This is a genomic window from Pseudomonas sp. R19M, from assembly GCF_050312585.1.
Lineage (GTDB): Bacteria > Pseudomonadota > Gammaproteobacteria > Pseudomonadales > Pseudomonadaceae > Aquipseudomonas > Aquipseudomonas palleroniana.
The window spans coordinates 44,805-57,798 of the sequence record NZ_JBNPJV010000107.1 but is presented as its reverse complement, the minus strand read 5'-3'; the positions used below and the strand labels follow the sequence as shown (position 1 = coordinate 57,798).

The following is a 12,994-nucleotide window of genomic DNA, read 5'->3' as shown; positions in this document are numbered from 1 at the left end:
AGGCAAGCCCCTCCCATATTTTGAACGGTGAACAGATTCAAAATGTGGGGGCTTGCTTCTGATGAGGCTATCAGCCACGCAGCAAATTACTTCTTCTTACGCGGCCCGGTGTTAAACACCGGCACCTTGCGCACCGGTTTGATCGATGGCTCTGCCGGCGCCACTTCGCCACTGTCCACCCATTTGCCCAGGTTACGTTTGCCGCCACCGCCCGAAGCCTTGGGCTTCTTCGGTTTTTTCGGTTTCTTTACCACCTGCCCACTGGCATCGGTGTCCGGCACGCGGTGCTCGGGCTCGAAATCCGGCTCGACTTTGCGGGTCAAGGTCTGACGCGTCAGCATCTCGATGGCCGACAGCATGTTCACTTCATCGGCGCACACCAAAGAGATCGCCTCACCGGTGTTGCCCGCACGCCCGGTGCGGCCAATGCGGTGGATGTAATCTTCGGCGACGATCGGCAGGTCGAAGTTGACCACCAGCGGCAAGTCTTCGATATCCAGGCCACGGGCGGCCACATCGGTGGCCACCAGGATCTGCACCTCGCCGGCCTTGAAGCGGTCCAGCGCCCGTTGGCGGGTGGCCTGCGGTTTGTCACCGTGGATACCATCGGCATTGACGCCCAGGCCCTGCAACTTATCCACCAGTGCATCCACGCCGTTGCGGGTCTTGGCGAACACCAGTACCTGCTTCCAGCGGCCTTTGCGCATCAGGTGCACAAACAGCTCTGGCTTGCGCTTCTTGTCCACCGGCACCACCCATTGCTTGACGGTGTTGGCCGCGACGTTGCGCGGGCTGACTTCGATGCTCAGCGGGTCGTTGAGCATCTGCCCGGCGAGCAGGCGGATGTCATCGGAGAAGGTCGCGGAGAACAGCAGGGTCTGGCGCTTTTTCGGCAGCATGCGGTAGATGTTCGCCAGTTCTTCGGAAAAGCCCAGGTCGAGCATGCGGTCGGCTTCATCCAGCACCAGGGTTTGCAGCTGATTGAGTTTCAGCGCGTTCTGGCGGAACAGGTCGATCAGGCGGCCAGGGGTGGCGACCAGAATGTCGACACCTTTGCGCAGCTTCATCATCTGCGGGTTGATACTCACGCCGCCGTACACCGCGTAAGTGGTCAGCGGCAGGTGTTGAGCGTACTCGGCGACACTGGCGTGAACCTGCTCGGCCAGCTCGCGGGTCGGGCACAGGATCAGCGCGCGCGCCGAGTTGGGAGCGACTTTCGGCCCTTCCAGGGTCAGCAATTGCAGGAGCGGCACGGCGAAACCTGCGGTCTTGCCGGTGCCGGTCTGGGCCGCGGCCATCAGGTCGCGACCGGCCAGCACCGCCGGAATGGCCTGCGCCTGCACCGGCGTCGGGGTCTGGTAGCCAAGCGTCTCAAGGGCGCGCAGCAAGGGTTCGATCAGGCCAAGGGTGGCGAAAGTCATGTGTTTACCGTAGGAAAAATTCAGCGCAAGTGCTTAATGCGCCGCAGTTTACCTTATTTCAGGCTTGGGCTTTCGCCACTGGGGCAGGCTGATCAACAGCACCGCGCTGATGATCACCAGCATTGCCAAGGCTTCTTCCATGCCGATGGTCTCACCGACGAACACGATCCCCAGCAACACGGCCACTGCCGGGTTCACATAGGCATAGCTGGTCGCCGCCGCCGGCCGCACGTGCTTGAGCAGGTACATGTAGGCGTTGAAGGCAATGATCGAACCGAACACGGTCAGGTAGGCCAGCGCCAGCCAGCCTTCCAGTGGCGGCACGGCCTGCAGGCGCTCACCGGAAAGCGCGCTGACCAGCAGCAGCGCCACACCGGCAACCAGCATCTCCGCAGCACTGGCCATGGCGCCCTGGGGCAGCGGCAATTGCCGGCTCCACACCGAACCGAACGCCCACGACGCGGCCGCCACCAACAGCAGAACCGCGCCCATGGGGCTCGACTGCAACGTGCTGCCCATGTTGAGCATGGCAATGCCGATAATACCCAGGATCACCCCGGCCCATTCCAGACGGGTATTACGTGCGCCCCAGAAATACCCACAGAGCAAAGTGAACAACGGCACGGTCGCCACGGCCAACGCCGCTACGCCGGACGACACGCCCATATGTTCAGCCATGCTCACGCCACCATTGCCGATGGTGAGCAGCAAAATGCCAATCATCCCGGCCGCTTTCCACTGAGCCCAGGTCGGCGCCGGCACCCCGCGCCACCTGAGGAAGCCGTACATCAACACCCCGGCCGTGCAAAACCGAATCCCGGCCAGCAACAACGGCGGCCAGTACTCCACGCCGACGCGAATCACAAGGTAGGTAGACCCCCATATCACGTACAACGCAAAAAAGGCGGCGATCAACGGTAAGGGAAAGCGACGTGGGCCAGGCATTGGGCGGCTCTATGGCAGGAGGACAGAAGACATATTCTAAAAAGGCAGGTTGATAAACATAAGTTACAAAACCTGTTTAAAACGCCAATACACTTTTCAAAACACGGTTATGAGGGATATAAACCATAGATTCGAAAGCCACACATTACGGAGCCTTATCATTGGACAAATACGACCGCATGCTCCTCAGTGCCTTGCTCGAAGACGGCCGCGCCTCGTTTGCGCAACTGGCTCGCACGGTCAACCTCTCCGCCCCCGCCGTGGCTGAGCGCGTGGCCAAGCTGGAGGCCAGTGGCGTGATCACCGGGTATCAGGCCAAGGTGGATCTGTCCAAAGTGGGTTTGCCGATTCAGTGTGTGATTGAGCTGCGCCTGACCAATCACGGCAGCCAGAAGGTGTATGACGCCTTATCCGAAATTCCCGAGCTCACCGAATGCCACCGCGTCACCGGTGACCCGTGCGTGATCATGCAAGCCGCCGTGGGCTCGATGCCGGAGTTGGAGAACCTGATCAACCGGATCGCAAAATTCGGGTTCAGCAAGACCTCGATCATTTTGTCGAGCGCGATAGAGCGGCGGGTGCCGCTGGGGCAGTTGGAGGCCAGAAATGCTGGATAAACAGCGCAAGGTCGTCAGCCTCAGCCACCCGGTCAGCCCACGTATCCCGCTATGGCCGGGCGACCCTCCGGTGGTTTTTGCAGAGGTCGCCGCCCTGGAAAAGGATGGCTATTTCCTGCGACGTTTCAGCATGGGTGAACACAGCGCCACGCATATGAATGCGCCGAACAGCTTCTACGCCGACGCAATGGGGATCGACGGTTATCAACCCGAAGACCTGGTGCGGCCGGCAGTGGTAGTGGACGTGCGCAGTAAAACCCAGGGCAACCCCGATTACGCAATCAGCCGGCAGGATATTGAAGAGTGGGAACGCCAGCACGGGCCAATCGAGCCCGGCTCGGTGGTCTTGATGTACACCGGCTGGCAACACCTTTGGCACGACCCGGCGGCGTTCTTCGGGCTGGACGCGCAAGGCTCGCACTTTCCGGGGATCGGCGAGGCGGCGATTGGTTTTTTGCTTGAGCAGCGTCGGATCGCCGGGGTCGGTATTGATACCCATGGGGTTGATCCGGGGCAAAGCACTGCATTCGCGACCAATCGTGCGGTGCTCGCCAGGAATGGGATTGTGCTGGAGTGTTTGACCCATCTCGACCGCCTGCCGGCCATGGGTGCAACATTGGTGATAGGTGTCTTGGCGCTCGAAGGCGGATCAGGGTCGCCCGCATCGGTGATGGCGTTTATTCCCTGACGACACTGTGGGAGGGGGCTTGCTCCCGATGGCGGTGGACCAGCCCGCTAATCTGGAGCTGACACACCGCTATCGGGAGCAAGCCCCCTCCCACAGTTGGAGTTTCATTGTCAGGGGCTCAGAACCCGCGGTGCTTCTTCAGGTGTTCGGTGATCTTCGCCGCCGGTACTTTCTGCAAGGTGCACAGCAGGTCGTGGGAGAGTTCGCGCAAGCCGTGAGTCCCGCGCAGTTCCTGGGCCAGGTACGCCGTGAGGTTGGCCGCCATCTCCGCATCCGCCAGCGCCCGGTGAGCCTTGCCGGTATGGGGCAACTGGGCGTAGCTGTTGAGGGTGCCGAGTTTGTGGTTGGGCGCCGCGGGCATCAGGCGGCGGGCGAGTAACAGCGAGCAGGCGAATTTCTGCAGGCGGGTGCGGCGGATCAGGCCCAGCTCATAGTCCCAGAACTTCTGGTCGAAGGCCGCGTTGTGCGCCAGCAGTGGCGTCGTGCCGACGAACTCGTTGACCTCGTTCATCACACGCTCGGCCGGCGGTGCACTGCGCAGCATGGCGTTACTGATGCCGGTGAGTTGCTCGATAAAGCCCGGCACACGCACACCGGCGTTCATCAGGCTCTGGTAGCGATCCACGATCTGGCCGCGCTCGAGGATGACCACCGCGATTTCCGTGGCCCGGCAGTGGCTGCTCGGGGTGATGCCGGTGGTTTCAAAGTCGATGACCGCTATACGTTCCAAACCCGTTCCAACTCCGTCTAACTGTTTATCAAGCCGCAGCGTTCTATTTGAGCAGCAGCGCGCCTTCGATCGGCACATAGCGGCTGGCGGCGCGTATCAGTGAGTTGGCCGTCAACCCCGGGACACCGTAGGCCACGGCTTCGACGCCATGCTTGTGGATAACGCGCTCGAGCAGCATGTCGAAATCACCGTCGCCGGAGGCCAGTACGATTTCGTCGACGTGGTCGGCGGCATCCATGATGTCGAGGGTGATGCCCACGTCCCAGTCGCCCTTGGCCGAGCCATCGCTGCGCTGGATGTAGGGCTTGAGTTTTACCGTAAAGCCCAGGTTGCGCAGGATCTGCTGGAATTGCTGCTGCTTGCTGTCGCCACGGTCGATGGCATAGGCATACGCCTCTACGATCTGCCCGCGTGAGCTGATGTCAGCCCACAAGGCGGCGTAGTTGAAGTGGCAACCATAGGCTTGGCGCACGGTGTAATAGAGGTTTTGTACATCGGCGAACACCGCAATTTTTTTCACCGCACTTCCCCAGGCTTACCACTTGAACGCCGGACACGAAGGTCCGCAAAGGCGCCAGTATGCCAGCCATGGGAAAGTTTCCGAGAAAAATCAGCCCGGGGCGACGAAGCGCCCCGGTTGAATGCAGGTCAAACGTAGGAGTCGTCGTCGTCAAAAGACGAAGAATTGTCGGAATAGTCGCTGTCTGAAAAGTTGTCAGCGTTGTTGCCGCCCCAACTGTCATTCCCGGCGAAACGCTGGTCGTCATTGCCCCAGTTGCCGTTGTCACTGGCCGGCGCGGGCTCTTCGCGGATGATTTCTTCCACGACCTGCGGCTGTTGCGAATTATGGTTGAACAAGCTGCTGATGCCTTCGGCCAGCATCACACCACCGGCCACGCCGGCGGCAGTTTTCAGGGCGCCACCGAGAAAACCACTGCCAATCGGCGCTGCCGGCGCCTGTTGCGGCTGTTGATAGTTCTGCGGCGGTGCAGCGTAGTTTTGTTGCGGCGCAGGTTGGCCGAACGATGGCCGCCCCGGTTCACGCCAGCCGCCACCCGTCGAAGCCGGCGCGCTCTGAGCCGGTTGTGGATCGCGGGAACCGCCGCCAAAGATGCTCGACAGGAAACCGCCACTGCTCGGCGCAGGCTGGGCCGCCTGGGAACGGGCTTGTTGCAGCTCATCCTGCAATTGCTGGATCTGCTGCGCCTGCTGCTTGTTCTGCGCGTCGAGACTCTTGATCGCGTGTTCCTGCACCAGGATCGATTGGGTCATGTAGTAGCCGGCGGCCGGTTGGCGAGTCATGTGTTCCTTGATCCGCGCTTCGGCCAGGGCGTCGCGGGGGGCTGAGTCCTTTTCGGCTTGTTGCAACCGTGAAAACAGTCCATCGATCAGGGTTTGCTCTTCGCTGTTCATGGCGACCTCGTTAGATTGCCGGTAGAAATCATGGGCCTGCCTGGGACCAGGCAAGCTACGCGACTAGTTATGGGGCTGTTACCAGACGTTTCAATAGTCTTTACCTAAGGTTTACGTTTGCTTAACGCCAGCCCTGATCGGTTAAAGTGTGGGCCTTGCTTTTTGGCCTGCGATGACCCTGATGAATCCGTTAGACGTACTGCGCGACTCCTTCCGTTTCACCCAACGCAACCTGGGCGCCATCGTCCAGCTGTGCCTGCCGCTGGTGATCCTCGAAGCCCTGCTGCAACAGGTGCTGGACCACACGCTGGGGCCGGATGCGTTCCCCGGTTACAGCGTGGTCGTCGGGCTGCTGGTGTATCCGCTGTACACCGGCGCCCTGATCCTGTTTCTGGATGCGCGCACCCGCGGCGAGTCGCCGCGCACCAAGGATGTCTGGGCCATGGCCCTGACCCTGTGGCCACGCTTCGCCCTGCTGACGGCCATGAGCACGCTGCTGATTCTGCTGGGCTTGTCGTTGTACTTCCTGCCCGGCCTGTGGCTGATGGTGGTGCTGGCGTTTGCCGAGTACCTGCTGGTGCTGCGCGGCATGCCGGCACTGGACGCGATGAAGGAAAGCTTTCGCCTGAGCCGTGGGCACTTCTGGCGAATCCTGGTCTGCCTGCTGTGCGTGATGACGCCGCTGTGGTTGCTCAAAGGCGCGAGCGCTGCGGCCTATCCAGACCCGGGTCCGTTACTGGGGCTGTTGATGGACAGTGCCCACAGTTTCCTGCAGTTGTTTACCAGTGTGGTGTTGTTCCGTTTATTCATGCTGATCGGTGGCGACGCCGACGCACGGTGATATGCTCCGTGCCTGTCCTGACACGCTGATAAGCCGAGCCAATGACCCGTTTATTGCGCATCTTCCTGCTGGGCCTGCTGATCATCGCAGGCCTGCTCATTGCCCTGATCTACAGCTTGACCTGGCGCCCTGCCGACAAGCAAACCCTGCCCGTCAGCTGTGGCGCCCCCCGCGCGCCGACCCTGCTGCCGGGGCAGGCGCTCAAGGTGATGACCTGGAACGTGCAATACCTGGCCGGTAAAAACTACGTGTTCTGGTACGACACCCCCGACGGCAGCGGCCCGGACGACCGTCCGACCGTGGAAGATATGGCCTACAGCCTCGATGAAGTGGCGCGGGTGATCCGTGACGAACAACCCGACATCCTGCTGTTGCAGGAACTCGACGAAAACGCCAAGCCATCCCACTATCAAGACCAGTTGGCCCTGTTGCAGGAACGCCTGGTCGACCTTTACCCGTGCAGCGCCCAGGCGTTCGACTGGAAAGCCGATTTCATCCCCAGCCTGCATATTTTCGGCAGTGTCGGCCGCAAACTGGCGATCCTGAGCCGCTACCAGATCGAACACGCCGAACGCCTGCAACTGCCGGTATCACCCGGCAACTTCATCAGCCGCCAGTTCCAACCCAAGCCGGCCTTGCTGCTGACGTACCTGCCGCTGAGCGATGGCGGCCAACTGGCGGTGCTCAATACGCGTCTGGATAGCGATGTGCCTGGGCGCTCGGCGGTGGATGAGCAAGTCAAGGCAACGGTGAAACTGCTGGATAAGCTCGAAGGCCGAGGCACGCCCTGGTTGATCGGCGGGGATTTCAACCTGCTGCCGCTGGGGCAGTTCCTGCGCCTGGAAGCGGGCAAGCGCGGTCAGTATTCGCCGGACAGCGAGTTGCATTTGCTGTGGGACAAATACCCGATGATCCCCAGCAACAGCGAAGCCAGCGGCATCGACCGCGCGAAATGGCTGACGCACTACCCCAACGACCCAAGCCTCGACGGCCCGGATCGCACCTTGGACTATCTGTTCTACAGCCCACGCATCAAGCGGGTCGAAGCCAAGGTGCGGCAGGAGGATACGTTGCGCATTTCCAACCATTTGCCGGTGATTGCCCGGTTCCTGCTGCCCGCCGCGCCCTGACAGGCACCACCGAAATAATGTGGGAGGGAGCTTGCTCCCTCCCACAGTTGTTCTCTGTTGTGGCTACTTGCGGGGTTTGATCCGGGCCGTCGCCTCGGCGACCAACGGATCATCCGGCCAGTAATGCTTTGGATAGCGCCCTTTCAAATCCTTCTTCACCTCGGCATAGGTGCTGCGCCAGAAGTTAGCCAGGTCCTGCGTCACCTGCACCGGGCGCCGCGCAGGCGATAACAAGTGCAGCTTCACCACCTGCCGCCCACCGGCAATGCGCGGCGTATCCGCCAACCCGAACAATTCCTGCAGGCGCACCGCCAGGATCGGCGGCTGTTCGCTGTAGTCCAGTCGCACCGACGAACCCGATGGCACCTTCACATGCTGCGGTGCCAGTTCGTCCAGGCGCTGTGGCAGCGGCCAGGGCAGCAGGTTGTGGAGGAAACTGGAGATATCCAGGTTGGAAAAATGACTGAGGCGCGAGACCTTGCCCAAGTACGGCATCAGCCAGTGCTCCAGGCTGGCGAGCAAGGCGCTGTCGCTAAGGTCGGGCCATTCGCTGGTTTTTCCGGCGTCCAGCTGGCGCAGCAGCATGACACGGGCCTGCCATTGGCGCAGCTCCGGGGTCCAGGGCAACAGCGCCAGCCCCTTGCGGCGGATAAGGTTGACCAACGCCTGGCTGCGGGCGGACTCATCCAGGCCGGTCAGCGGCTCGCGGCTGAGCACCAGTTCGCCGACTTTGCGTTGGCGCTCGGCGCGCAGCACGCCTTCGCGCTCGTCCCAATCCAACTGGTCGACGTTGCGCACCTGTTCGGCCAATACCGTATCGAATAGCGCCGGGTCGAAATCCGCCGCGAGGTAGATGCGCTCTTCCCGCTGGCCCTGGCGGCTGCCGAGGTCGGCGATCACCAGCCAAGGTTGTTTCATCAGGCTGTCAGCCTCGGCGAACAGCGCGGCGCGCCCATTGGCCAGGCGGTATTCGGCGCCACCCGGGCGACGTTGTTGCGCGACGCGGTCCGGGTAGGCCAGGGCCAGCAAGGCGCCGAGCCAGCGCGGGTGGTCGGGATCAGCCACCGCCTGAGTCGCCTTGCCGCGCAGATAACCACGGTACTGCCGGGCCAATTGCCTGGCTCTTTGCACACCACCCTGGGTGCCACGTGCGCGCTCTTCTCCGGACAGCAAGGCCAACCGACTGTGCAAATCGGCACCGCCACCGCGCAGGATATCGCGCTCGCCCAACAGGGCAGCCACCTCACAGGCCGTGGCCGCCAAACCCAGGTCCTGCCCACGCAGCAATAAATGAGCGATACGCGGATGCGCCGGCAACTCGGCCATTTTCTGACCGTGCGGGGTCAGCTTGTCGTCCTCCAGCGCGTCCAGGCGTACCAGCAAATCCTGGGCCTGGGCATAGGCGGCGGTCGGCGGCACATCCATCCACACCAGTTGCGTCGGGGCCACGCCCCAACGCGCCAGCTGCAAGGCCAGGCCTGCAAGATCCGCCGCGAGGATTTCCGCGCTGCCATACGCCGCCAGACCTTCATGCTGATCCTCGGACCACAACCGATAACACACCCCCGGCTCCAGACGCCCCGCCCGGCCGGCGCGCTGCGTGGCACTGGCGCGGGAGATGCGCTGGGTGTCGAGACGGGTCATGCCGCTGCCGGGGTCGAAACGCGGCACCCGCGCCAACCCGGCGTCGATCACTACGCGCACGCCGTCAATCGTCAAGCTGGTCTCAGCGATGTTGGTAGCCAGTACCACTTTGCGTTTACCGGCAGGCGCCGGGTCGATGGCGGCACGTTGGGCGTTGAGGTCCAGTTCGCCGTGCAGCGGGCAGAGCAGCACATCATTGCGCTCGCCCAGGGCGTCCGCCAGTTGCTGGTTGACCCGACGAATTTCCGCCTGCCCCGGCAGGAACACCAGCACACTGCCGGCTTCGTCCTGCAAGGCCTCAAGGATGGTCTGCAGCACACGCGGCTCGATAAATTCACCGGCCTGATACGGCCGCCCCCAACGCACCTGCACCGGGAACATGCGCCCTTCGCTGCGCAGGATCGGCGCATCCTCCAGCAGGCTCGCCAGGCGTTCACCTTCGAGGGTGGCCGACATCAACAGGATCTTCAGCGGCTGTTCATCACGAAACAGCTCGCGGCCGTTGAGGCTCAGGGCCAGCGCCAGGTCGGCATCGAGGCTGCGCTCGTGGAATTCGTCGAAGATCAGCAAGCCCACGCCCTCCAGTGCCGGATCGTCCTGCAGGCGACGGGTGAGAATGCCTTCGGTGACGACCTCGATACGGGTGTTCGGGCCGACCTTGCTGTCCAGGCGAATGCGATAACCGACGGTTTCACCGACTTTTTCACCCAACTCGCTGGCCAGGCGTTCGGCCGCGGCGCGGGCGGCCAGGCGTCGGGGTTCGAGCATCAGGATGGTTTGCCCGGCCAGCCACGGCTCGTTCAACAAGGCCAAGGGCACGCGGGTGGTTTTACCGGCGCCGGGCGGCGCTTCGAGCACGGCTTCATGGCGAATCGCCAAGGCGTCACGCAGGGCGGGTAAAACTTCATCAATCGGCAACGAATTCATACTGGCTCCAGAACAGAGCGGCGAGTATAACGGCGAACTGCCGGATGCCGATGATGGTCTCAACAACACCACGGTTCTGGGCTGTCGACGCGGCAACTGTGGGAGGGGGCTTGCTCCCGATAGCGGTGGGTCAGTAGCCAAGCAGTTGCCTGACACATTGCCATCGGGAGCAAGCCCCCTCCCACACTTGATCATCGTCGCCTGACAAAACTGGCTTATATTCACCCTTAAAACGTGTTCAGGAGAGTTTCCATGCGTATCGCTTCCCGCATCATCGGCGGTGTCCTCGCCGTCACCCTGTTGAGCCAGCTGACCGCCTGCGGTTCGATCTTCTACCCGGACCGCCGTGGCCAGATCGACGGCAAGATCGACCCGGCGATTGCCGTGCTCGACGCCGTGGGCCTGCTGTTCTATGTGATCCCCGGCCTGATCGCGTTCGGCGTGGACTTCGCCACCGGCGCCATCTACTTCGAACCGGGCAAGACCGCCCAGGTTGACCCGGCAAAACTCCACGAAGCCATTGGCGCAGACGGCAAGGTCGACAACGCCAAGCTGCAAACCATCATCCAGAAAGAAACCGGGCGCAGCCTGCCACTCGATGACCCGCGCCTGATCCAGTTCAAGGGCAGCGTGCAACAACTGGCCGCTCTGGGCCTGCAACCCGCTGCCTAAGGATCGTCCATGACCAGCAGTCCTGAACACGCCAGGCTCCTGCGCCTGGCCACCCGCGCTTCAGTGGGCGTGGCCTCCGCGCTGATTATCACCAAGGCGATCGCCTGGTGGTTCAGCGGCTCGGTGAGCATGCTCGCCGGGTTGACCGACTCGCTGCTCGATGGCGTGACCTCGCTGCTGAATTTGCTCGCCGTGCATTACGCGCTGCGCCCGGCCGATGACGACCACCGTTATGGGCACGGCAAGGCGGAATCGCTGTCGGGCATGGCCCAGGCGCTGTTTATCGCCGGCAGCGCGGTGTTGATCGCGTTCCAGGCGTACCAGCGCTTGCAGCATCCGGAACCCGTCGGCGCGCCGTGGTTGAGCATCGGGGTGATCGTCTTTTCGCTGTTGATGACGGTGGCGCTGCTGATGCTGCAACACCGGGTCATCCGTGAAACCGGCTCCAACGCGGTGCGCGCCGACTCGCTGCACTATCGCTCGGACTTGATGCTCAACGGCAGCATCCTGGTGGCGCTGGTGTTGGCGGGTTTTGGTTACCATCAGGTCGACGCCTGGTTCGGCCTGGGCATTGCCGCCTACATCTTGTGGAGCGCCATCCAGATCGCCCGGGAGAGCTTTGCGGTATTGATGGACGAGGAACTGCCAGCGGACGTGAGCCAGCACATGCTGGAACTGGCCCGTGGCGTCCCCGGTGTATTGGGCGCCCATGATTTGCGCACGCGAATCTCCGGCAGCCACTGGTTCGTGCAGTTGCATCTGGAATTGCCGGGGGAGTTGACGCTGTCAGTCGCCCATGGCATCAGCGATCAAGCCGCCGACGCCATTCACCAAGCCTACCCGCGTGCCGAAGTGCTGGTGCACGCCGACCCGCGGGAAGTGGTCACGGGCACTAAAACCTAATACTGCACCTGATAGCCGCGACTGCTCAGGCAGTTGCCCTGGGCCTGACGGTAGGTTTGCACCACCGCGGGCGCCGGGGCGTAGGTCACCGCCTGCGGATCAAAACCGCTTTGCTGCACCGCCCAGCGATAGCAGTCATAACCATCCTGTTGCACCTGGCCCGGTGACTGGCCGTTGGCAGGGTAGGCCACCACGTCGTAACCATTGCCCTGTGGCGCCGGCGGCGGCGTCGGCACTTGGGTCGGCGGTTGCACCACCACGTACTGCTGGGTGCTGCTTTCATAGGTGTAATAGGCGCCGGCCGCGAGGAAGAACAGCGTACTGCCCACCCACACTTCCCGTGCGTAATCCGGCAGGTATTGCACGCGGATACCGTACGGCGGCGTTACCACCACATAACGCGGGCCTTGCGGGCGATACCAGTAGCCACCGGAGAAGAAATAGTCCTGGCCACGGTAGGGCACGCGATAATTACGCTCGGGGAAACGGTCGACGACATAGCCCGGTCGGTATTGCGGGCCTGGGCCCCAGCCATTGCCGTGCCCATCGGGGCGGCCGGGCCAACGGTGATCATCGGGCCGGCCATTGTTGAAACCGCCGCCGGGACGCGGCCCGGGGCCATTACCCGGTTGCCAATGCGGATTGCCGTCATTACGCCGTGGGATGTCCTGGTAGTAACCCTGGCGCGGCTCCTGGGTTTGCCGAACGGTGTCCGGGCGCCCCTGGATCGGCAGGTTATTCGCAGGCTGCGGCGCCGGCCGAGACGGTTCGGCGCCTTGCGGCCGGCCTTGCCACTGCCCGTGCCCCTGCTGCTCGCCACGCTCGAAATGCTCGTTTTGCGGGCGCGGCGCATTGTTCTCGAAATGTTGATTCTGTGGACGGGGCTGGTTGTTTTGCGGGCGGGGCGGTTCGTTGCCCTGCCGCCCACCCTCCGGCCCTCTTTCATGTTGGCCGCCGCCTTCAGAACGGGGGTCATCAGCCATCACTTGCGCGCTGACGGTGACCATCAGCAAACCTACACCTGCCAAACGCCAGATGCGTTTCATGCTATTCCTCACTGCGG

General features: G+C 62.6%; 13 protein-coding genes. 6 read left to right on the top strand and 7 right to left on the bottom strand.

Annotation, left to right across the window (positions count from 1 at the left end; genetic code table 11):
* Positions 1-86: 86 nt before the first annotated feature.
* Entirely contained in the window at positions 87-1,421 is a 1,335-nt protein-coding gene (locus ACQRBT_RS27460; protein ID WP_104996045.1) for a DEAD/DEAH box helicase, read from the bottom strand.
* 48 nt (positions 1,422-1,469) lie between these two features.
* Positions 1,470-2,366, bottom strand: coding sequence for a drug/metabolite exporter YedA (gene yedA / locus ACQRBT_RS27455; protein ID WP_104996046.1), 897 nt, complete (start codon positions 2,364-2,366; stop codon positions 1,470-1,472).
* A 161-nt stretch (positions 2,367-2,527) separates the two neighbouring features.
* On the opposite strand from yedA, the gene ACQRBT_RS27450 reads away from it, so the two are divergent.
* Together ACQRBT_RS27450 and ACQRBT_RS27445 are read left to right on the top strand one after the other, a co-directional pair.
* Positions 2,528-2,983: an Lrp/AsnC family transcriptional regulator gene (locus ACQRBT_RS27450; protein ID WP_090365685.1), complete on the top strand. Its 456-nt coding sequence runs from the start codon at positions 2,528-2,530 to the stop codon at positions 2,981-2,983.
* The gene (locus tag ACQRBT_RS27445; protein ID WP_412047071.1) at positions 2,973-3,671 is read left to right on the top strand and encodes a cyclase family protein; all 699 of its coding nucleotides are present in this window, start codon (positions 2,973-2,975) and stop codon (positions 3,669-3,671) included. Before ACQRBT_RS27450 ends, ACQRBT_RS27445 begins: the two co-directional genes overlap by 11 nt.
* Positions 3,672-3,789: 118 nt before the next feature.
* Here the strand turns inward: ACQRBT_RS27445 and ACQRBT_RS27440 are convergent, their stop codons facing one another.
* From ACQRBT_RS27440 to ACQRBT_RS27430, 3 genes are all read right to left on the bottom strand, one after another.
* Positions 3,790-4,401, bottom strand: a complete 612-nt coding sequence (locus tag ACQRBT_RS27440) for a 3'-5' exonuclease (protein WP_104996048.1) — start codon at positions 4,399-4,401, stop codon at positions 3,790-3,792.
* 43 nt (positions 4,402-4,444) lie between these two features.
* On the bottom strand, positions 4,445-4,921 hold the full coding sequence (locus ACQRBT_RS27435) for an NYN domain-containing protein (protein WP_060752345.1): 477 nt from the start codon (positions 4,919-4,921) through the stop codon (positions 4,445-4,447).
* A 128-nt stretch (positions 4,922-5,049) separates the two neighbouring features.
* A complete protein-coding gene (locus tag ACQRBT_RS27430; RefSeq protein WP_090365680.1) occupies positions 5,050-5,814 on the bottom strand; it encodes a DUF2076 domain-containing protein in 765 nt (254 codons plus the stop codon).
* Between the two features lie 181 nt (positions 5,815-5,995).
* Between ACQRBT_RS27430 and ACQRBT_RS27425 the strand changes: the two genes are divergently transcribed.
* The gene (locus ACQRBT_RS27425; protein ID WP_126870832.1) at positions 5,996-6,655 is read left to right on the top strand and encodes a YciC family protein; all 660 of its coding nucleotides are present in this window, start codon (positions 5,996-5,998) and stop codon (positions 6,653-6,655) included.
* A 41-nt stretch (positions 6,656-6,696) separates the two neighbouring features.
* On the top strand, positions 6,697-7,785 hold the full coding sequence (locus tag ACQRBT_RS27420; protein ID WP_412047072.1) for an endonuclease/exonuclease/phosphatase family protein: 1,089 nt from the start codon (positions 6,697-6,699) through the stop codon (positions 7,783-7,785).
* Positions 7,786-7,848: 63 nt separating this feature from the next.
* Here the strand turns inward: ACQRBT_RS27420 and hrpB are convergent, their stop codons facing one another.
* Entirely contained in the window at positions 7,849-10,356 is a 2,508-nt protein-coding gene (gene hrpB / locus ACQRBT_RS27415) for an ATP-dependent helicase HrpB (protein ID WP_412047073.1), read from the bottom strand.
* 252 nt (positions 10,357-10,608) lie between these two features.
* On the opposite strand from hrpB, the gene ACQRBT_RS27410 reads away from it, so the two are divergent.
* Both ACQRBT_RS27410 and ACQRBT_RS27405 read left to right on the top strand, forming a co-directional pair.
* Positions 10,609-11,028 carry a hypothetical protein gene (locus tag ACQRBT_RS27410; protein WP_060754700.1) on the top strand — a complete coding sequence of 140 codons (420 nt, stop codon included), beginning with the start codon at positions 10,609-10,611 and terminating at the stop codon, positions 11,026-11,028.
* A 9-nt stretch (positions 11,029-11,037) separates the two neighbouring features.
* A complete protein-coding gene (locus tag ACQRBT_RS27405; protein WP_104996053.1) occupies positions 11,038-11,931 on the top strand; it encodes a cation diffusion facilitator family transporter in 894 nt (297 codons plus the stop codon).
* Here ACQRBT_RS27405 and ACQRBT_RS27400 read toward each other — a convergent pair.
* On the bottom strand, positions 11,928-12,977 hold the full coding sequence (locus ACQRBT_RS27400; RefSeq protein ID WP_412047074.1) for a DUF6515 family protein: 1,050 nt from the start codon (positions 12,975-12,977) through the stop codon (positions 11,928-11,930). The two genes, ACQRBT_RS27405 and ACQRBT_RS27400, sit on opposite strands and share 4 nt — an antisense overlap.
* Positions 12,978-12,994 lie beyond the last annotated feature (17 nt).